General features: G+C 66.9%; 17 protein-coding genes. 4 read left to right on the forward strand and 13 right to left on the reverse strand.

The annotated features are described in order from the left end of the window. Positions 1–42: 42 nt before the first annotated feature. Positions 43–2,034: an NAD-dependent DNA ligase LigA gene (ligA, locus tag K7711_RS13000; protein ID WP_222968958.1), complete on the reverse strand. Its 1,992-nt coding sequence runs from the start codon at positions 2,032–2,034 to the stop codon at positions 43–45. Positions 2,035–2,336: 302 nt separating this feature from the next. On the opposite strand from ligA, the gene K7711_RS13005 reads away from it, so the two are divergent. The 3 genes from K7711_RS13005 to K7711_RS13015 all read left to right on the forward strand — a co-directional run bounded on the left by K7711_RS13005 (position 2,337) and on the right by K7711_RS13015 (position 4,505). Further along, the gene (locus tag K7711_RS13005) at positions 2,337–2,756 is read left to right on the forward strand and encodes a CBS domain-containing protein (RefSeq protein WP_222968960.1); all 420 of its coding nucleotides are present in this window, start codon (positions 2,337–2,339) and stop codon (positions 2,754–2,756) included. A 117-nt stretch (positions 2,757–2,873) separates the two neighbouring features. Then, positions 2,874–3,770, forward strand: a complete 897-nt coding sequence (locus tag K7711_RS13010; protein WP_222968962.1) for an alpha/beta fold hydrolase — start codon at positions 2,874–2,876, stop codon at positions 3,768–3,770. A 105-nt stretch (positions 3,771–3,875) separates the two neighbouring features. Then, entirely contained in the window at positions 3,876–4,505 is a 630-nt protein-coding gene (locus K7711_RS13015; protein WP_222968964.1) for a nitroreductase family deazaflavin-dependent oxidoreductase, read from the forward strand. On the opposite strand, the gene K7711_RS13020 is transcribed toward K7711_RS13015, so the two are convergent. The 8 genes from K7711_RS13020 to K7711_RS13055 all read right to left on the reverse strand — a co-directional run bounded on the left by K7711_RS13020 (position 4,494) and on the right by K7711_RS13055 (position 14,288). After that, complete coding sequence (locus K7711_RS13020) at positions 4,494–6,788, reverse strand: glycoside hydrolase family 65 protein (protein WP_222968966.1); 2,295 nt, start codon at positions 6,786–6,788, stop codon at positions 4,494–4,496. The two genes, K7711_RS13015 and K7711_RS13020, sit on opposite strands and share 12 nt — an antisense overlap. Positions 6,789–7,030: 242 nt before the next feature. Then, a complete protein-coding gene (locus K7711_RS13025; RefSeq protein WP_235747028.1) occupies positions 7,031–7,675 on the reverse strand; it encodes a DUF2267 domain-containing protein in 645 nt (214 codons plus the stop codon). A gap of 78 nt (positions 7,676–7,753) precedes the next feature. Then, a complete protein-coding gene (locus K7711_RS13030) occupies positions 7,754–8,236 on the reverse strand; it encodes an adenosine-specific kinase (RefSeq protein ID WP_040822327.1) in 483 nt (160 codons plus the stop codon). A gap of 164 nt (positions 8,237–8,400) precedes the next feature. Next, positions 8,401–10,482, reverse strand: a complete 2,082-nt coding sequence (gene ftsH, locus K7711_RS13035) for an ATP-dependent zinc metalloprotease FtsH (RefSeq protein WP_235747029.1) — start codon at positions 10,480–10,482, stop codon at positions 8,401–8,403. Between the two features lie 263 nt (positions 10,483–10,745). Then, positions 10,746–11,249, reverse strand: a complete 504-nt coding sequence (locus tag K7711_RS13040; RefSeq protein ID WP_222968970.1) for a GNAT family N-acetyltransferase — start codon at positions 11,247–11,249, stop codon at positions 10,746–10,748. 86 nt (positions 11,250–11,335) lie between these two features. Further along, on the reverse strand, positions 11,336–11,752 hold the full coding sequence (locus K7711_RS13045) for a CBS domain-containing protein (RefSeq protein WP_222968972.1): 417 nt from the start codon (positions 11,750–11,752) through the stop codon (positions 11,336–11,338). Positions 11,753–11,887: 135 nt separating this feature from the next. Next, positions 11,888–12,829, reverse strand: a complete 942-nt coding sequence (locus K7711_RS13050) for a universal stress protein (RefSeq protein ID WP_222968974.1) — start codon at positions 12,827–12,829, stop codon at positions 11,888–11,890. 112 nt (positions 12,830–12,941) lie between these two features. Beyond that, positions 12,942–14,288, reverse strand: coding sequence for a phosphoribosyltransferase family protein (locus tag K7711_RS13055; RefSeq protein ID WP_222968976.1), 1,347 nt, complete (start codon positions 14,286–14,288; stop codon positions 12,942–12,944). A gap of 888 nt (positions 14,289–15,176) precedes the next feature. On the opposite strand from K7711_RS13055, the gene K7711_RS13060 reads away from it, so the two are divergent. Beyond that, positions 15,177–16,970 carry an AMP-dependent synthetase/ligase gene (locus tag K7711_RS13060; RefSeq protein WP_222968978.1) on the forward strand — a complete coding sequence of 598 codons (1,794 nt, stop codon included), beginning with the start codon at positions 15,177–15,179 and terminating at the stop codon, positions 16,968–16,970. Positions 16,971–17,015: 45 nt separating this feature from the next. Here the strand turns inward: K7711_RS13060 and K7711_RS13065 are convergent, their stop codons facing one another. From K7711_RS13065 to K7711_RS13080, 4 genes are read right to left on the reverse strand one after another with little or no spacing between them, the layout of a single operon-like run. Next, on the reverse strand, positions 17,016–17,531 hold the full coding sequence (locus K7711_RS13065) for a hydrogenase maturation protease (protein WP_222968980.1): 516 nt from the start codon (positions 17,529–17,531) through the stop codon (positions 17,016–17,018). Continuing rightward, entirely contained in the window at positions 17,528–18,820 is a 1,293-nt protein-coding gene (locus tag K7711_RS13070) for a Ni/Fe hydrogenase subunit alpha (protein ID WP_222968982.1), read from the reverse strand. Before K7711_RS13070 ends, K7711_RS13065 begins: the two co-directional genes overlap by 4 nt. Further along, positions 18,817–19,578 (reverse strand): NADH-quinone oxidoreductase subunit B family protein, encoded by a 762-nt coding sequence (locus tag K7711_RS13075; RefSeq protein WP_222968984.1) that lies wholly within the window; start codon positions 19,576–19,578, stop codon positions 18,817–18,819. The genes K7711_RS13070 and K7711_RS13075 overlap by 4 nt, the downstream gene beginning before the upstream one ends. Continuing rightward, positions 19,578–20,387 (reverse strand): FAD/NAD(P)-binding protein, encoded by an 810-nt coding sequence (locus K7711_RS13080; RefSeq protein WP_222968986.1) that lies wholly within the window; start codon positions 20,385–20,387, stop codon positions 19,578–19,580. Before K7711_RS13080 ends, K7711_RS13075 begins: the two co-directional genes overlap by 1 nt. Positions 20,388–20,437: the final 50 nt, after the last annotated feature.

Here is a 20,437-nt window from a genome sequence, read left to right on the forward strand (position 1 = left end):
CGACGATAACGCCAACGCGCAGAACGGATTACCGGACCGGACCTAGATGACGTTGGCGCTGATCAACAGATTCCAGATCTCGTTCTGGTCGATGACCTCGACACCGAGTTTCTCGGCCTTCGCGAGTTTGCTGTCGCCGACTCCCGCGCCGGTGATGAGGAGGTCGGTGTTGGCCGACACCGAGGAGGCAGCTGTTGCCCCGGCTTTCTCACAGAGGCGTTGAAATGTGGGGCGGGGGACCTTCTCGCCGGAACGAGGGTCGCTGATCGCGCCGGTGATCACCACCGTCTTACCTTCCAGCGGTGCGCCGGCCGCGACCACGGGCGGCAGATCCTCTTCGCGGACGTCCAGCGAGACACCCAGCTCTCGCAGCCTGTCGAGTTCGGGGCGAAGGCGGGTGAGGTGCTCGATGAGGGACGCCGCGACCTTCGGTCCGATGTCCTCCACCCCGACGAGTTGTTCCTCGTCGGCGTCGGCGACCTCTTCGAGAGTTCGGAATCCGGCTCGGGCCAGGCGGGCTGCGGTGCCGTCGGAGGCCATCGGGATGGCCAGCCCGATCAGCGCACGGCGCAGGCCGACCTGACGACTGGCGTCGATGGAGTCGATCATGCGAGTGGCCGAGACTTCCCCGATGCGGTCGAATTCGAGCAGGCGTTCGGCGGTGAGCGTGTAGAAGTCCGAGGGGCGTTCCAGGATGCCTGCCTCGGCGAGGCGTTCGATCCACACCTGCCCGATGGCGTCGATGTCCGCGGCGGCGCGGGAGGCCCAGTGGATGAGCCTGCGCACGGTCTGGGCGGGGCAGGAAACGTTGGTGCAGAACAGCTCTCGGCTGTTGCCCTGTTCGGTGACCGGTTGCCCGCACGAGGGGCAAGCGGTGGGTGGCACGATCTCGCGTTCCTCGCCCGTGCGTCGGGACGCGTCGAGCACGCCGGCCACGAACGGGATCACGTCGCCGGCGCGGCGGACCAGTACGGTGTCACCGATCTTGATGTCGCGGGCGCGGATCACTTCCTGGTTGGCCAGCGTCGCCTTGGTGACGGTGGTGCCGCCGACGAACACCGGTTCCAGCCAGGCGACCGGGACGATCTTGCCGGTCTTGCCGACATCCCAGACCACGTCGGCCAGCAGCGTGGTCTTCTCCTCGGCGGCGAACTTGAACGCCAGCGCGCCACGCGGGGAGTTCGACCGAGTCCCGGCCGCGGCGTAGGCGTCGCGGTCGGCCAGTCGCAGCACGGCGCCGTCGATGTCGTAATCCAGGTCGTTGCGTCCCTGCTCGATCGCTGTGATCGCGGCCTGAGCCTGCTCGGCGTCGGCGCACAGGCGCATCTGCGCACCCGCGATTCCCAAGGCCCGCAACCCTTCCGCCAGGTCGACCGACGTGTCGTCGGTGGAGGTGTCCAGATCGAAGCCGAAGAACCGTAGGCGCCGTTCGGCGACTGTGGCCGGGTCCTTCGCGCGCAGCGTGCCCGCCGCGGCATTGCGCGGATTGATCAGCGGCTTGTCCGGATGCGCGGCGTTGTAGGCCAGGAAGGTCGAGCGCAGCATCACCGCCTCGCCACGCACCTCCACCCGCCCCTTTACGGGAATCCGGCTCGGCACACCGTCGACCAACGCGCGGACCAGCATGGTCACGTCGTCACCGGTGGTGCCGTCACCACGAGTGACCGCGCGCACCAGTTGCCCGTCCTCGAAGATCAGCGCCAGCGACAATCCGTCGAGCTTGGGCATCACCACCACCGATTGACCGGCGAAGCGTTCGAAGAATGCCGCGACCTGCTCGGGCTTGGTGGCCTTCTCCAGCGACAGCATCGGACGGGAATGCCGGATCGGCGCGTGCAACACCGCGGGCGCACCGACCTGCTCGAGCGGATTCGGCTCCGGCGTCAGATCCGGGTGCGTCTCGACCAAGCCGCGCAGCTCGTCCTCGATCGCGTCGTACTCGGCATCGGCGACCAGCGGCGAGCCCTGGTAGTAGGCATCACGCAGCGCCACGACGCGGTCCGCGAGCTCTTGAATACGTTCCCCAGTTTCCACAGCACGAGACGCTACCCAGACCCACCGACAGCAAAAGAACCCGAGCCGCGAGTCGGCGAATGCGGCCGTGATCCCTGGTTGGTGTCGGTCCTATGCACAGCAGTATCGACATATGCGCATCTATTGATTAGCGGCCGACATGTCCACACGACAGCCCGAAAGACAAGGACGGGGACGAGCCGTCGGAGGCGCTGGTCGGGGTCCATGCACCACCAGCGGAGGTTCGGGGACCTAGTCCTCTTTATGCAGGTGAAGGCAGTGAGTGATCGTGGAGTACACATCGTTCGAGCAGGAGGCACATCATGGCCACAGCGAAGGACATCATGCATCCGGGTGCCCAGTGGGTTTCTCGTCAGGACACACTCGAGCACGCCGCCCGGTTGATGAGAGAACTCGATATCGGCGCACTACCGATCAGCGATGAGAACGATCGGCTGTGCGGGATCGTCACCGATCGCGACATCGTGGTGAAAGCCATTGCCATCGGTCGTGATCCGGCACGGACGATCTGTTCCGAGCTGTGTGAGGGGACCCCGCGGTGGGTCGAGGCCGAGGCCGGTGTCGACGACGTTCTTCGCGAACTCGAGGTCCGCCAGATCAAACGGCTCCCGGTGATCGAAGGTAAGAGGCTGGTCGGCATGATCAGCGAGGCCGATATCGGTCGGCACCTGAGCGACCACGAGATCGCCGAGTTCGTGGAGAGCGTGTACGCGGGGCAGTAGGACCCGAGGCCGCCGAAAGTCCCGAGATCGAGAGGCGGCCTACTCGGGCATACCGGACGTTGCGCCCTTGCGGCGGGAGGAAGGCACCGACGATTCTGGCGCTATGCGGTGGTGGGCATGAACAACAAACGGCCGGCACAGCTTCGCTCTCCTGGACTGCGTTGGCGATCGATTCCGGTCGACGGCCGTATCACCCGATACGCCGTAGGCGGGCGCGGCCCGCTCGTGCTGTTCCTGCACGGCTGGGGCGTCGGTGGACGCGCCTATGTCCGCCCGCTCGAACAGCTCGTCCGCATCGGAGTGCGGGTGTACGCCCCGGCGCTGCCCGGGTTCGGCGGCACCGCGAGCCTTCCGGCCGAGCAGCGAAACCTGGCCGGGTATGCGCGGTGGGTCGGCCATTTCGTCGACGCGATCGAACTGACCCGACCGGTGACGCTGGTCGGGCACTCCTTCGGTGGCGGCGTCGCGATCGAGACCGCCCACGATCTGCCCGACCTCGCCGGGCGGCTCGTGCTCGTGAACTCCATCGGCGGCTCCGCGTGGACCGACGGCCGGGGAGTGCTGCGCGCGCTGCGTGAACGGCCGCTGTGGGACTGGGGCCTGCACCTGCAGGCCGATCTGCTCGTCGGCCGTCAACTGACCCGGGTCATGCCGGTGATCCTGCGCGACGCGGTGCCGAACATGTTGCGTAACCCGGCGGCGGTCTGGGAAGTCGCCCACCTCGCCCGAAGCGCCGATCTGGCCCCCGAACTCGCCGCGCTCGCCGAACGTCGGCTGCCCATCTTCGTGGTGTGGAGCACGCGGGACACGGTCATCCCCGAATCCACCATGTTGTCGTTGCAGACGGCCCTCGGTGACCCGCGGGCCATCACCGTGCCCGGCGGGCACATCTGGCTCATGTCCGATCCGCACGCCTTCGGCGAAGTCATCACCAACGTGATCTGCGAACCGGATGCCGGCCGCGATGGCACCGCGCCGCCTGCCGCGGAGCAGCCATGGACATCGATGATGTAGGTGTCCTGATCGTGCCCGGCGGTGTCGGTCGCCTCGGGGGCGATGACCTTGGTCTCTGGTGTGTTGCCGGACGCCCGGTGTGAGCTGGTGGGGAAGGAGGCGCTCATGAAAGGTGACAGCGGATCCGGCGGACAGCGGCTCGCCGGTGTGGTTCTCGTCGTGGTGTCGGGTGCAGCCGGTGCGGTGCTGGCCTGGCTGGTGGTGTTGCCGAGGTTCGTGCGGCGGTACCGGGACATGTTGCTGGGTCGCGGTCTGTTCCGGCAACTGGTGGACAAATACAACGGCTCGACCCGTTCGATCTCCGGCACCGAGCGATCGTCCTCGGGACTGCTGACCCATGTGGGGCGTTGCAGCGGAAGGGTTTACCACACTCCACTGGGTGCGCATGCTTACCATGACGGCTTCCTGCTGCCCCTGGGGTATGGCACGAATACCGACTGGTACCGAAACCTGATGGCCGCGGGGTCGGGCGAACTCGTCTGGAAGGGCCGCACGTTCCGGGTGGAGCGGCCGGAAGTCGTATCCGGGGCCGACGCGACGTATGTGTGGCCGACGCGGGATCGGGTGCTGCTGTGGCTGGCCGGAATGCACGAGTTCGTGTGGCTGCACGCCTGCGAAGATCAGCCCGCGCGGTCGGTGCGGTCCGAGTCGTCGATCGAACAATTCGGTGATCACATGGTCTCGCAACGTGATTCGGCGCCGCGCGGTGCGTTGGCCGAACGGTCAGCGGGCTGATCGAGTAGGTATCCGCAGCGGTCGTGCCGTGATGACGGTTCGTGAGCCCGCGGGGGTGTCGAAGGTGATCGGGCCGCCGGAGGTGAGGGTGATCGTCGTGGTGGCCGGGGCGATGCGGACGTCGACGACGCTCGCTCCCACCGAGAGCCCGCGGATGGTGATGCCGTGTGGAAATCCGTTGGGCAGCATGGGGTTCAGTCGCGGACTCGGCTCGTTCCAGCGCAGGCCGGTGGGGGCGTAGAGCAATCCCTGTAGGAAACCTGCCGCGCCGGTGACGAAGATCCAAGCCGATTGACCGAGCGCGTTGGCGCCGGAGCGGTCGCCGCGTGCCTCGGACTGGAAGTTGTAGGGGCCGCGCACGTACGGCTGCACCGACCGGTCCAAGTAGTACTGGGTGCGGCGCGGGTCGTATTCGGCGCTGAGGATCGCCCCGACCGGACTGCTCATATTCGGGCCATCGGGATCGGTCCGGTCGAAGTAGAAGTGCAGGGTGTCGACGGGGGAGTATCCGGGTGCGGCGTAGGTGAACGGGTAGCTGAGCAGCACGGTGTCCACCTGCTTGATCGGCGCTCCCGCGTAGCCGAGGTATTCGGCGGGTACGCCGGGGGCGATGTCGGGCGGCATGGCCATGGTGGCGGCGATGTCGGCCCAGCGCGGGTCGACCGGTAGTCCCGCCAATCCGGCCGCGCGGGCGGCGATGCGCATCGTGTTCATCACGCCGCCGTTGGTGAGGGCGTTGTCGACCGAGAGTGGGACGTACTCGTCGGCGCCGGCCGAGGGCACGTAGTGATATTTGCCGTCGGGCAGTTTCGGGCCCACCCGGGCGGTGAGATAGTCGGCGATCGCGGTGATCACCGGTGCACCGCTGGCGCGCAGCCATTGCCGATCGCCGGTGGCGATGTAGTACTGCCACTGGGCCAGGGCGATTTCGTTGTGCAGGTGTTCCTCGGTGAGCCCGCACACCGTCGGCGAGGCGCACCGCTGGGCGGGGCCGTCGTTCCACGGATACAACGCACCCGGGAGCCCGTAGCCGCGAGCGTTGGCCAGTGCGGTCGGCAAGGCCCGGCTGCGGAAGTCCACTATCGTGCGCGCGAGATCCGGGTACAGCGCCAGCAGCGTCGGAAAGATCCAGGTGTCGGCGTCCCAGAACGTCATACCGGCGTAGTCGTCGGACGACAGTCCCGCGGGCTGCACCGCCCATCGCTCGCCCGCCCGGACGCTGGAGAGCAGCGTATACAGGGCCGCGTGGATCCATCGTGTGTAGTCTTCGCGACCGGGGATATCGATCCCTTTCTGCCACAACTTGTTCCATGCGGCGGCGTGTGCGCCGTGCTCGGTGTCGTAGCCCTGTGCACGCCCGGACTCGGCTGCGGTGGTGGCGGCGGCCTGCGGATCGGGACCGTAGTCGGTCGAGGAGATGCCGACGTACTTGGTGAAGGTGTAACTGCCTCTCTCGGTCACCGGCGTGGTGTAGCGGATCCCGCTGGTGGCGGGCAGCGCGGCTGCGGCGGTGTTGCGGGGCGCGTCGACGGTCGAGACCACGAATGCGGTGTCCGCCGAACCGTCCGCGCGTACTCCGGCGACGCTGCGCTTGCGGGCCGGATCGGCGAAGGCTGCCACCGTGGACACCCGCCGCGCGGCCGCGGTGTCGATCAGGTCGGTGACATCGAGATCTCCGGAGAAGTCCGGTGCGAGGGTCAGCCGCTGCACTGCCAGATCGGGTCTCGCCCGGGACACGAACGTGTCGTAACGCAGTCGCACCCGATGCCGGGAATCCGGGATCCAGTCGACTTGCGTTGTCGCCGTGGCAGTCCGGTAATCCACCGTCTGCCGGTAATCGTGCACCTCCGCCGGATCCACCTCGGGTCGATATCGGTGGCCCGCGATCCCGACGGTGAGTCCCGACCAGGCCGGTAACGCCGCGATCGCCTGGGTGTACTGCGGTGAGGGAGCTGCTTGCGCATAGAAACCGGCCAGGTAGGTGCCGGTATATCGAGGCTGCTGCAATGGAAACGAGGTGCGCGCGGTGTCGCCGTAATCGTGATATCCGCCCCCGCTGGGCGGCAGCATCGTGCCGATCCGCCCGTTCCCCAGATACGGGGCGGCTCGAAAGTCGTTCGGCGCGAACGAATCCGAGACGGCGGACCACTCCGTATGCGCACCAGGATTCGCACTTGCCGTGCCTGGTATGAGCGTCGTCGAGACCACTACACCGGCCAGCACGACCATGACCATCCATGGCCATCCACCCCGCGCCCGCACCGCGATCCCGATCGAGGTCACGCCGCCCATCCTCGGAACCGGACGCGCGTCGGTCAACGCGACACGCACAGTCGGCACGAGTAACTCGACAAGAGGCTCGACGGCGCGTGCCAACCTGCGGGCCGGTCAGTGCGAGCACGACGTGCACTCTGTTGGGACGCCGCCCGAGGGGTGCTGTCGGGTCAACGGTGATCCGAGTCGAACAAGACGGAGCGTAGTCGGGTTCGTCTGCGCTGCAACAATTTACGCACGCTCGACCTCGCTCACGCGTGCACGGCGCCGCCCGGAGCGTTCAGGAGTCCTTCGGAGATGAGCATGTTGTGTGCGTGCTGAGCAGCGACCGACTGGTGCCGGCTTCCGCGTTCGTCCGCGGGCGATTCCATCAGCCCGCGCGACAGTTCCGCGACCGCGTCGCCGAGCACCCTGAGTCGGTGCTCGAGCTCGGTGTATTCGCTCGGCCGGACGGTTTCCCGGGTTGGCAGATGAGCCGTTGTGCCGCACAGGAGACCACACAGGTGGACCGGAAGCACCGCGAACACGTGACCGAGTTGCCCGGGGGAGAACAGATCGGTCAGGGCATCGGTCACCGCGCTCGCCAAGGCGGGCACCTCCTGCGGCGGCACGCCGGCTTCGTGGGCGAACTGGTGCACGAAGCTCGCGGTGTGGTGATCCGCGGAATGAACCGGGACCCAGCCCTCGTAGTAGAGGCCGCGAAGCAATTCCGGTAGCTGTGCTGTGAGATGCGCCGAACCGGATAATCCGATGCGGTCGCGGACAGCATGCAGCCACGCGCGTAGTACCCGATAAGCGAAATGACGATCTTCGGTGCCGATCGCCTGGGCGACGGTATTGAGCCAGTGATGCGCGGTGTGCACGGTGGATGCGAAGGGGTCGTTCGAGTGGGACATGTCTGTCAGCATCGGCCGCGACCGAGTGTGGCTGTAGGGCCGGAGGTCCCCGTGCGCGGGGAATGTCGGATTGCCGGGCTAGAGCTTGTAGCCGATGCGGCGTAACAGTTCTCTGCGATCCTGCTGGTCGGCCGTGGTTTCCACGCCCAGCGGCGGGGGACCGTCGATGACGCCGATGATGCCGCGCCCGAGGTCGTTCTCGGCGATCACGATCTGGACGGGATTGGCTGTGGCGCAGAAGATCGTGCACACCTCGGGAACGTGGCGGATCGCGTTGAGCACGTTCACGGGGTGACCCTCGCGCAGGAACACCACGAAGCAGTGACCGGCGCCGATGGCCAGTGCGTTGCGGGTCGCCAGGTCGACCAGGTCGGGGTCGTTGCCGGAGTGCCGAACCAGGCGCGGCCCGGACGCTTCGCAGAACGCCAGCCCGAAGCGCAGTTGCGGGCCGGTGCCCACGAGCGCCTCGTGCAGGTCCTCGACGGTTTTGATGAAATGCGACTGCCCGACGACGACATCGAGGTCCTCGGGTTTGTCGATGGGAACCGTGCTGAGCTCCATGCTGCCGATGCTCCGCCGCGCCGATGTGGTGCGCCAGGGCAGATGGGCCCTTTCATGGTCGTCGGCCACGGGGTGGGCGAGCAGCACCGGGATCTCGGCTTCGATCTGCCGCACAGCGCCTTCATGCACGCGGTTGTTCGCGTCCAGGGCTCAGTACGACGCCTTCATGCACGCGGTTGTTCGCGTCCAGGGCTCAGTACGACCTCGGCGCCGTGTGGCTCGGCGGCGCCGTCGGTGGTTCGATCGGACGGATTGTGCGCCGCGCGGCCGGATGGGAGCGCCGCAGCGCGATGTGGGGCGACGGTTGCCGCGGGCGCTGTTCCCGAGCGATCGGCCGCGGCGGCGGTCCCGACCAGGGCGTACACGTCCTCGCCACCGACGGTTTCGCGATCCAGGAGCAGGGCGATCAGTCGTTCGAGCGCGTCGTGGTGTGATTCGATCAGGTCCACGGCCCGGTGTTCGGCTTGGCGCAACAGCCGGGCCACTTCGATGTCGATGGTCGCCTGGGTGGCCTCGGCGAACGGTCGGCTCGACAGTTCGGCTCCGCCGCCGCCGAGGAACACCGATCCGCCCTGCGGGTAGCCGACCGGGCCGAGCTCGCTCGAGAGCCCGAATTCGCGGACCATCTTGGTGGCCAGCTCGGTGGCCTGTGCCAGATCGTTGCCGGCTCCGGTGGAGCCGTGGCCGAACACGACGAGTTCGGCCGCCCTGCCGCCGAGACGCACGGTAAGGGTGTCGGTGAGGTAGCCCTCGCTGTAGAGATGCCGCTCGACCAGCGGCAGTTGTTCGGTGGTGCCGAGGGTCTGCCCGGCGGGCAGGATGGTCACCTTGGCGACCGGATCGGCATGCTCGGAGAGGGCCGCGATCAGCGCGTGCCCGCTCTCATGGACCGCCACCGCGTATTTCTCGCCGGGAAGCAGCACATTCGATCCCTCGCGGCGGCCGAGCAGGATTCGGTCGCGGGCGGCGTCGAAATCCAGGGCCCGGATCACGGACCGGTTCTCACGCACCGCGCAGATCGCGGCCTCGTTCGTGAGATTGGCCAGATCCGCTCCGGAAAATCCCGGGGTGCTACGGGCCACCACCTGCAGGTCGACATCAGAGGCGAGGTGTTTGGCGCGGCAGTGCACGGCCAGAATCGAAGCGCGTTCGGCAAGGGTCGGCAGCGGAATGGTGACCTGGCGGTCGAACCGTCCCGGCCGCAGCAGCGCGGGATCGAGCACCTCGGGCCGATTGGTCGCCGCCAGGACGACGATGCCCACCGCGGGGTCGAAACCGTCCATCTCCGAGAGCAATTGGTTGAGGGTCTGCTCACGCTCGTCACTGGCCACCATCGAGGTGGACCTGCCACGGCGTGATCCGATCGCGTCCACCTCGTCGACGAACACGATGGCCGGAGCTCGCTTGCGGGCCTCCGCGAACAGGTCTCGCACCCGGGCGGCGCCGACGCCGACGAACATCTCCACGAAGCTGGACCCGGCGACCGACAGGAACGGCACGTCCGCTTCACCGGCCACCGCACGCGCGAGCAGGGTCTTGCCGGTGCCGGGCGGGCCGATCATCAGCACCCCGCGCGGGGCGACCGCGCCTGCCAGGCGGTATCGCTCGGGGGCACGCAGGAAATCGACGACCTCGCTGATCTCGGCCTTCGCGCCGGAATAACCGGCCACATCGGCGAATGTGGTGTCGGGCCGTTCACTGTCGAACACTTTCGCCTTGGACTTTCCCACCCCCATCGCACCTTCCAGCCGACTCCCGGTACCGCGCCCGAGGTGCTGAAACCACCAGGCCAGCAGCAGGAAAGGCACCAGGATCATCAGCCACATCAGCACCTGCGACCAGCCTGAGGTGGTGTTCGCGGGCGGCGTCGCGGTCATCGCGACCCCGGCCTTTTCCAATCTGCCCAGCAGCTCGGAACCGGCCTGGGTGGGGATCACGGTGGTGTAATCGTGTCCGTTGGTCAACGTGCCCGCAGCGCGCCCGGAGGATTCCAAGGTGATGGTCTTGACCTGGCGGGCGTTGACGTCGGACAGGAAATCGCTGTAGTTCAGGGTGGTCGGGGTCGGTCGTGGTCGGTCCAGAACGCCCAGCCATATCCCGAACGCCACGGCCACGAGCAGGACGGCTACGGGAAGCACGAAGGACCGCCATCCCGGGCGATCGGGTGGCGAGGGCGAGGCCGGTCGATCGCCTGGCGGGGGCGCGCTGGCCTGTCGGCTCATCGTGACCTCCTGCCGTCCCGTCATCGTCCCCACCCCTCACCCTGTCCCGGCCCGCGAGATATGAGATAGGGACGTCGGTCGCCGCACCGTCGACGGAAGTCCCGCGACGGGGAGTGGCGAAGCTGTCCGACGGTCGACCCGGATGCCGCTACAACGGGGTCCAAGGTCCTGGGGCGGAGCCGACTCGCACCCGCCAGTGAATCCCTGTCCGGGACAGTCGGCTGTTGCCGACTCGTGGCCCTGGCCGGTGCCGAGTGCAGGAGGCTGCGGTCATGGACGCTGAAGCATCAATCGGTCGAGGTGGCCGGTGAGAGCTCGAATACGGCCTGAATGATGTTGTCGTGTCGCTGAAGTCGCATCGGAATGTCGATATCCATCAGCAATTCCATCATTTTCGAGTTCGTGGACATTATTTCGGCGACGAACTGCTCGATTCCGTTCATGCGGGCGTCGTCGGTGAGGTGACCCAGAAGCGTTGTTCCCACACCCGAGTGTTGGTCGTGATGGGCCACGACCAAGGCCACCTCGGCGCGCCGGGCGTCCTCGAGTACGACATAGTTCGCCGCGCCGATCAGCCGGCCCTGCAGAAATGCGCCCACGGCGCAGTGGGTCGAGTCCTGTGTGGCGATCTGGGCGGCGATCGGTTCCAGATTCGCCGGGAATGGTCCGAAGAACCGGTAGTAGCCGTCATGTTCATCGAGCGATCCGTACAGGTCCTGGACGGCGGTCGCGTCCGAGGGAGTGAGCTTGTGATAGGTGACGCCGGACAGCGGCGCGGAACGCTCGGTCATCAGGATCGGTTCCCCTTCCCCTGCCGGTGGATCCGCGACGCTCTCACCGTGGCATCTTCCAGCGGTTCGAGCGTTCGCGGGAGTGACTATGGCGCGCACACCGCTTCGACGAATTCGCCGACCTGTTGTTCACGCAGCCCGCGGGACAGGTCTGCCTCGCTGATGATGCCGACCAGCTCGTTACCGTCGATGACCGGGAGTCGACGAATTCGGTGGGTCTGCATTGTGGCCAGTACGTCGCCGACATCGGTGTCACCGCTGACTGCGATGAGTTTCCGGCCTGCGAGCATGCCGGTTGTGGCGTGCCGCGGGTCCTGGCCGGTGGCTATGCATTCGATGATGATGTCGCGGTCGGTGACCATACCGACCGGGTTGCCGTCCGAATCGCACACCGGCAGGGCGCCGACGTTCCGATCGCGCATTCGCCGCGCGGCCTCGGCGAGCGAGGTCTGTGCGGAGATTGTCTCCACGCCGACGTGCATGATCTGCCGAGCCGTGGTCATGGCGCATCCTTCCTCGAGAAGATGCCGAACGCCCGTTCGTCGATCTCATCGTCGGCCGACAGCGGGATCCTCGACAGAGGCGAAGGTCTGTTCCCACACACTGCAAGGGCCGGTCAGCGAGCCGGTGTATCGGCGTTACGGGTGTACGACCATGACGGGGCAGTGTGCGTGTTGGACGAGTGAATTGACCGTGGAGCCGAACAGCATCCCGGCGAAGCCGCCGCGGCCCCGGCTGCCGAGGACCATCAGCTGCGCGGACTCCGACCACGTCTGTAGGTGTATTGCGGGTGCGTATGCGTACGACGCACGCATCACCGGGACGTCCGGGAATTTCTCCTGCCAGCCCGCGAGGCGCTCGGCCAGGACGGCGCTTTCGGCTTCGCCCGGGTCGCCGTCGGGCATTCGGAGCGTGTCATATCCGGCGTAGTGGCCGAAGTTCTGGTCGTTCCACACGTGAATGGCGACCAGGTCGGTGTTGCGCTGGGCGGCCTCGGCGAAGGCCGCCACGACGGCGGCATCGCTGAGTGGCCCGCCGTCGACGCCGACCACGACCGGTCCGGAGCTTCGGATGGTGTCACCGGCGGCGGGGTCGGTGCGGACCACGATGACGGTGCCGTGGGCGTGTGCGACGACCGAGAGCAGTGTCGAACCGAGGTGGGCGAGGATCCCCGCCGACCCGGTGGCACCGATCACCATCGCGAATGCGGCGGCGCTGCGCGTGATGAGCAGGTTGGCTGCGTTGTCGGTCAGCAGTTCGGTCGTGACCGGGAGGTTCGGGGCCACCACACCGGCCAGCTGTCTGGCTCGGCCGATGATGAACTCGCCGTTCGCGCGCGCTTCATCGAGCACCTCGCTGCTACCCGCCGCGTGCGCACCGCGGGGCCAGGTGGTGCCCGAGGTGTTCATGCCATGCACGATGTGCAGTCCTCGATCGTGTGTATCCGCGTAGTGGGCGGCCCACCGCAGGGCGTTGTCCGCCCCAGCGGATCCGTCGACGCCGACGACCACTTTCGCCGAGACCAGCTGATGAACGTCGTCGCGCTCGGTCGTCCCGCGTTTGCCGGGGATGCGTGTCATCGCACTGCCCGCCGTTGGTCACCGCGCGCGTCGGAGCAGGGTGTGGTCGAGTGACCACTGTCCGGGTCCTGCCCACAGCAGGAAGGGCGAGGGGGTATGCGGCACCATCGCGCTACTTTTCGATCGTGGTTCGACGGTTCGGCGGGTTCCTCACGGCCGAGAGGTGCTCGATGAACCATTGCTGGGCGAGTTCGGCTACCGTTTCGAGGGCACCGGGTTCGGCGAACAGGTGGGTTGCGCCGGGCACCACCGCGAGCCGGGTCTCGCACGACATCGATCGCTGCGCATAGCGATTCAGCTCGAGCACCGTGGGGTCGTCGCCGCCGACGATGAGCAGGACGGGGGAGCGTACGTCGCCCAGCGCGGTATCTGCGAGATCGGGCTGCCCACCGCGTGAGACCACCGCGGCGATGTCGACTCGAGGGTCGGCGGCGGCGCGTAATGCGGCCGCCGCGCCTGTGCTGGCGCCGAAATATCCGACCGGGAGTCCGGCGGCATCCTGCTGGCCGGCGATCCATCGGGTGATCGCGATCAGCCGTCGTGTGAGCAGTTCGATGTCGAAGACGTTGGCGCGGTGGATTTCCTCATCGGATGTGAGTAGGTCGAACAGCAGTGTGCCCAGTCCGGCCTTGTTCAATTCGGTGGCGACGTAGCGGTTGCGCGGGCTGTGTCGGCTGCTGCCGCTACCGTGGACGAATATGACTATCCCACAGGGGTTTTCGGGAATTATGAGGCGCCCTGCCAGGTCGGCGCCTCCCGCGTTCACTCGCACCTGCTCGTCGCGTAACGGCGGGTCGATGGGCGTCTTCTCGGGGAGTGGACGATCCGCGGTGGCGTGGGCCAGGACAGCGGTCACCTCATCGTCGGTGATGTGGCGGAAGTCGTGGTAGGCCTGCCCGATGGCGAAGAACCAGTTCCGCGCGTCCAGACAGACGATCTGATCGGCCGCATTGTCCAGCGCGGCAAGCGCGTCGCGGGCGGCGACCGGGACGGCCAGCACCACGCGCTGGGCCCCGTGCGCGCGAGCCGCCTGGCATGCGGCTCGGGCGGTGGCGCCGGTGGCGATGCCGTCGTCGACGATAACCGCGGTGCGCCCGGCGAGCGGGGTCTGCGGACGCCGCCGCCGAAGCACATCGATACGGCGGGACAACTCCCGGCGCTCTTGATACTCGATGGCGGCGATGGCCTCGTCGTCGAGCCCAGCATGTCGCACGATGCGGTCGTTGACAACGCGTACCCCGTCCTCCCCGATCGCCCCGAATGCCAGCTCGGGTTGGAAGGGGAGACCCAGCTTGCGCACCACGATCACCTCCAGTGGAGTGCCGAGTGCGCGGGCGACCTCGAATGCGACCGGCACTCCGCCCCGTGGCAGGCCGAGCACGACGACATCCTCACCGCGCAGAAACTCCAGTCGTGTCGCGAGTTGCCGACCGGCATCGTGGCGGTCGTGGAACAGCATCGAAACCACCTCCGCGGACTTTTTCTCCAGCATCGATTCTCGGGAGATCGTGGCGGCAGATGCGGTGGTCCCCGGCTCGAAGGTCGATAGGCCTCCACTCCGCACCGTGATAGGACACAGCTGAATCCTCGACGGCGGAATCGGAACCGTCCAGTGGGCACCACCGGTAACGCATACGCTTCTGCCACTGAGCGTTCACCATTGATTCCGCTGGGCTGGGCGATCCATATTCAGCATCGCGCGGCTAGGAGGACCGGCTCGACCGAGTATGCAATTCGAGGTATCTGTCGACCCTGAATCGGTGGAGGGTGCGTCGATGCTGGGGGGGACAGCTGCGGTTCTGCTTTCTCGGCGGTGATGATCGCGGGTTCGATCGCATCGAGTGTGCGGCCGCGGACCTGGATGGTGGCTCCGCCCGAGTGGAGCACATTGCGGAGCCAATCGACCCGCGTGCCGTACGGCAGCGGAATGATGACCCCATCCGGTACCTGTTCCACGACGACGGGCGTGGCATAGGTTTTTCCGGAACGTCGGCCGGTGTGCCGCACCACTCCCGCGTACCAGTGTTCGCGGCCCGCCACGGTCATCATGACCGGGTTGGTCACATACTTGTTCACTACCCGAAGCGCATCGCGCACCGCGGATGTCCCCCTGGAAATTCCTGGTTTGTCGGCCATTACTCGATGCTGATCTGTGGTCGACACGGCCGACAGAGCCATCGGACAGTGCCGGCGGGGCATTTGGGTATTTGTCGCAAGTGGGGGCTTTGGTCCTCATCCGGGGTTGTCAACGCCTGTGGCCAGAGCATGTAATCCAGGTCACACTCGAATAGGCGATGCTCTCCCCACGCCGGACGTCCCGTTCGGCGCCATTACTCGAGGAACGGCCATGCAGGAATTCGGCGTACCAGCTCTGTATCGCGTCCCGCCCGACGGGAATCTCACCGATTTGATCGAACGCAATGTCGAGAGATTTCCGGATCTCGCGGTGATCAGCCGCAAGGTGGACGGCCGTTGGCAGGACGTGACCGCCGTCGAGTTCCTCACCGAGGTAGCGGCGGTCGCGAAAGGGTTGATTGCCAATGGCATTCAGCTCGGTGATCGGGTGGCCATCATTTCCCGCACCCGGTACGAATGGACGCTGCTGGATTTCGCGATCTGGTGTGCGGGGGCGGTCACAGTGCCGGTGTACGAGACCTCCTCAGCCGAACAGGTGCGGTGGATCGTCTCGGATTCCGGGGCGGTCGCGATCTTCACCGAGGCCGATCGCCACACCACTGTGGTCGACGGTCTGCGCGATCAGTTGCCCAAGCTGACGCATATCTGGCAGATCGACGCGGGCGCTATTGCCACCCTGACACAGGACGGCTCCGGCGTCACCGACGCAACCGTGCTCGACCGCCGGAAAGCCGTCACGGCCGATGCACTGGCGACGATCGTGTACACCTCGGGGACCACCGGTCGGCCCAAGGGGTGCCAGTTGACCCATCGCAACTTTCTGGCCGAATTGGGCAACATCACCGCTCGCATGCCGGGTCTCTTCCACACCGGCGAATCGTCGGTCCTGCTGTTCCTGCCACTGGCACATGTGCTCGGCCGGATCGTCGAGGTCGCGGCGGCGTTCGCCCCGGTCCGCATCGCTCATGTCGGTGATGTCACGAACGTCATGGCCGAACTGGAGACATTTCGTCCGACGCTGATCCTGGGTGTTCCGCGCGTGTTCGAGAAGGTCTACAACACCGCCCGAAGCCGAGCTCAACTCGCTGGTCGTGCCGGGATCTTCGACGCCGCGGCCACGACTGCCATCGCTTACAGCCGCGCCCGGGACAGCGGCCGGGTCCCGATGCCGCTGCGCCTGCGGCACGCGTTTTTCGACCTTCTGGTCTACCGCCGTCTGCGTGCCGCGCTCGGCGGCCGCGCAACGCACGCCTTGTCCGGCGGCGCGCCGCTGGGTGAACGGCTCGGCCACTTCTACCGCGGGATCGGGTTCACCGTGCTCGAGGGCTACGGCCTGACCGAGACCTGTGGGGCAGCCACGTTCAATCCGGACGACCGCCCGAAGATCGGTTCCGTCGGCCAACCGCTACCTGGATCCTCGGTCCGCATCGACGACGACGGCGAGATCCTGCTCCGGGGACCGAACGTGTTCACCGGGTACTGGAACAATCCCGGCGCCACCGCCGGAGCATTCCGGGACGGCTGGTTCGCCACCGGTGACCTCGGTGCCCTCGACGACGACGGGTACCTCACCATCGTCGGGCGCAAGAAGGAAATCATCGTCACCGCCGCTGGTAAGAACGTCGCTCCCGCGGTGATCGAGGATCGCATCCGGGCCCACGGCATCGTCGGCGAGGTGATCGTCGTCGGTGACGGCAAACCGTTCGTCGGCTGTCTGGTGACCGTCGACGTGGAGAACTTCCCCACCTGGAAGCAGTTGCACGGCAAACCCACCGACGCCACCGTCGACGACCTGACCACGGACGTGGATCTGCTGGCCGAGATCCAGGCCGCCATCGATGACGGCAACGAGGCGGTTTCCCATGCCGAGGCGGTACGCAAATTCCGCATACTGCACGCCGATCTCACAGAAGCCAACGGATATCTCACGCCGTCGCTGAAACTCAAGCGCAATATCGTGCTGCGCGATTTCGCCACGGAGGTCGCGGCGCTGTACGGCGTGTGAATGCGACTGGGCACGTCGGGAACCCAGTGCTCGCGGCGGCGCTGCTCACGACCGGGACAGTCCGCTTCCGTCGTCGCGATCTGCGCTGACGGCCGGATGATGCCGGACCCGGGCGCCGAGGAAATCCAGGACGGTGTCGACGACCTCCGGCACCGCCGATGCCACTGACGGCGAGAGGCCGATTCCGAGGTCCATTCGCGCTGCCTCCACGATGATGACGACCAGTTCGCCGGGAAGTCTGCCGAGTTGCCCGGCCAGTGTGATCGCATCCCGCAGGCCGAGTGCATGGGAACTGGTTGCCGCGACGCTCGAGAGGGATTCGACGGTGGTTCGATGGATCCGGCCGGGGTGGCTCGGTCGGCACAGCGCCGCATCGACGACTACCGCGAGGTCGGCGCCGGTCCAGATATCGATGAGGTCGGTGGGCTCGCCGTCGCAGACAGTCACCACCACCTCGGGCAGGGCCAGCCGCGCGAGAGTCTCGGCGACGCGCGGACCGATCCCGTCGTCGTGACGGTATTCGTTTCCGATCCCCACGACAACCGCACGCCGCCCGGTCATCGACGTCGCATTTCGAGGTCGAGGAAGTGCGCCGAGCAGGAGATGCAGGGGTCGTAGTTCCGGATGGTGCGTTCACACAGGCCGGTGAGCGCGTCGTCGTCCAGGTCGAGGTGCTCGGAGACGGTCCGACGCAGATCGTCCTCGATCACAGCCTGGTTCTGGGCGGTCGGTGGCACGATGGTGGCCGCGCGAATCGAACCCGCGGCGTCGATGTCGTACCGGTGGTACAGCAGTCCGCGCGGCGCTTCGCTCACCCCGTGCCCGATTCCCGCCCGAGGAGTGATCGGAACCCAAGCGCGCGAAGGGGTTTCGAAGTCGGCGATGAGGCGTATCGCCTCCTCGCAGGCGTAGGCGACCTCGACCGCGCGCACCAGGATGCTCCTGAACGGATTGCGGCACGTTGTATCCAGACCGATCTCCGTGGCGAGCTGGCGTGCCGAGGGCGAGAGCCGGTTCGAGTTCAGGGTGTACCGGGCCAGCGGGCCGGTCAGGTACCGGCTTCGGTCGAGGGTGGCTTGCAGTGCGGTGGAGTGCGGCACCTGATGTTCGCGCACGTGGGCGGAGAATTCCTCCGGCGGGAAGCGAATTCCCGAGCTGGTGTGGACCTCTCCCGATTCGATGGCGTACCCGCGCTGGTCTGTGGCGGCCAGCAGCTCGTGGTCCAGTTCCAGGTCCGGGAACTCGAGACGGCCGATCCAGCGGGCAAGGCCGACGGCGAGAGCCCTTGCGCCGCAGAGCTGTTCGGCGAGCTTGTGCAGGTCGGCGAGAGACGGTATCGCGTAGAAGCCGCCGACGCGAACGTTGACCGGATGGATCGGGCGCCCTCCGAGGAGTTCGAGTATCGCGTTGCCCGCCTTCTTCAGCGCCAAACCTTGTTCGACCAGTTCGCGGTGGTCCCTGGCGAGTGACAATGCGTCGGGGTAGCCGAGAAAATCGGGCAGATGGAGCAGGAAGATGTGCAGGCTGTGGCTGGCGATCCACTCACCGCAGTACAGCAGTCGCCGGAGCTGGGCCAGTGGTGGGTCGAGCTCGACGCCGCAGAGCTGTTCGAGCGCGTTGCAGGCGCTGGTCTGATAGGCCACCGGGCAGATTCCGCAGATGCGTGCGGTGATGTCGGGCGGTTCGGTGTAGCCGCGGCCACGCAGGAACGCCTCGAAGAAGCGGGGCGGCTCGTAGATGTTCAGTTCCGCGCGCTCGACCTGGCCGTCCCGGACAGTGATACGCAGTGCGCCCTCGCCTTCCACCCGGGCCAGCGAGCCGACCCGTAATTGCCTACCGCGGAGCGTCATCGGACCTTTCGCTGGGCGAATTCGGGCGCAGCCGCCGCGACAGTTTCGAACACCCGGTCGCGGTCGGGCGGCGGCATGCCGTTGACTTCCAGAATGGGAAGCAGCGCACCGATATTCGGTCTGGTCATCGGCCCGAAGCAGCCGTAGCAGCCGCGGTGGTATGCCGGGCACAGGGCGCCGCAGCCCGCGTGGGTGACCGGGCCCAGACACGGGATGCCCTCGGCGACGGTCACACAGGTCGTCCCGCGGCGTTTGCATTCGGTGCAGACACTGGAGTCGGGGATATCCGGTGCGCGACCGGCCAGGAAGGCATCCAGAACGCGCACGAGCTGGTGGCGGTCGATGGGGCAGCCGCGCAGTTCGTAGTCCACGTGGACGTGGGCCGAGATCGGTGTCGCGGTCGCGAGTGTGGAGATGTACTGCGGGTCGGCATAGACCAGCGAGGTGAATTCGGTGACGTCCGCGAAGTTGCGCAACGCCTGGATGCCGCCGTGCGTGGCGCACGCGCCGATCGCGACGAGTATCCGTGACTGTTCCCGGATTTCGATGATCCTGCCCAGTTCGTCCGGCGTCGAGATCGACCCTTCGACCAGAGAGACGTCGTAGGGGCCCGGTTCGGGTGCGCTCGATGCCTCCAGGAAGTGCGCGATGTGGATTCGGTTCGACAGGGTCAGCAGTTCGTCCTCGCAGTCCAGCAGCGTGAGCTGGCAGCCGTCACAGGAGGTGAACTTCCACACCGCGAGGGTCGGGGTGGTCATCACAGCTCCCGCACGGCGAGCAGTGGTCCGGCGACGGCGTAGTCCACGATTGGTCCATCGCGGCACAGCAGCAGCGGACCCAGCTGGCAGTGGCCGCATCGGGCGACGCCGCACTGCATGTTGCGCTCCAAGGACACGCGGATGTCGCCGGCCGCGATTCCATTGCGCTGCAACGTGTGCGCGCAGAAGCGCAGCATCGGCTCGGGACCGCACAGGAACGCGGTGGTGTGCTGCGGGTCCAAGCGCAGCTGGGCCAGGGGTTCGGTGACGAATCCGACCGACCCGGTCCATTCCGGCGCCGGTTGATCGACGGTCTGATACAGCTCGATCGCGCCGGTTGCGGACCAGTCGGCCTGATCGTGGCGGAAGAGCAGATCTGCCGGTGTGCGGGCGCCGGTGATCAGGATGACGCGCCGGTAGTCGGCGCGCTCGGCGAGCACGGCCAGCACGAGCGGACGCAACGGCGCGAGCCCGACGCCGCCGCCGACGATGACCAGATCGTGTCCGGTCGCCGAATCCGGTTGCCAGCCTCGGCCGAACGGTCCGCGGACACCGATCATGGCACCGACTGGGGAGTCGTGCAGCGCCCGGCTGACCGCCCCGACCGCGCGAACGGTGTGCTCGAGCAGGTCACCGGTCGTGGTGGGATCCCCGCTCACGGACACCGCGATCTCGCCGACTCCCCAGCGATACAGCATCATGAACTGACCGGCCCGGAAGCGCCGCGCCGCACGGTGTTCCGGTTCCAGCAGCAGTGTGACGGTGTCCGGGCTCTGCGGATAGCGAGCCAGGACCCGGTACGGCAGCATGGCGTCACCTTCGAGAGGATGCCCCGGTGCCGCGGTCGAGCCGGTGCGCG

The organism is Nocardia coffeae, from assembly GCF_019890715.1.
GTDB lineage: Bacteria > Actinomycetota > Actinomycetes > Mycobacteriales > Mycobacteriaceae > Nocardia > Nocardia jiangxiensis.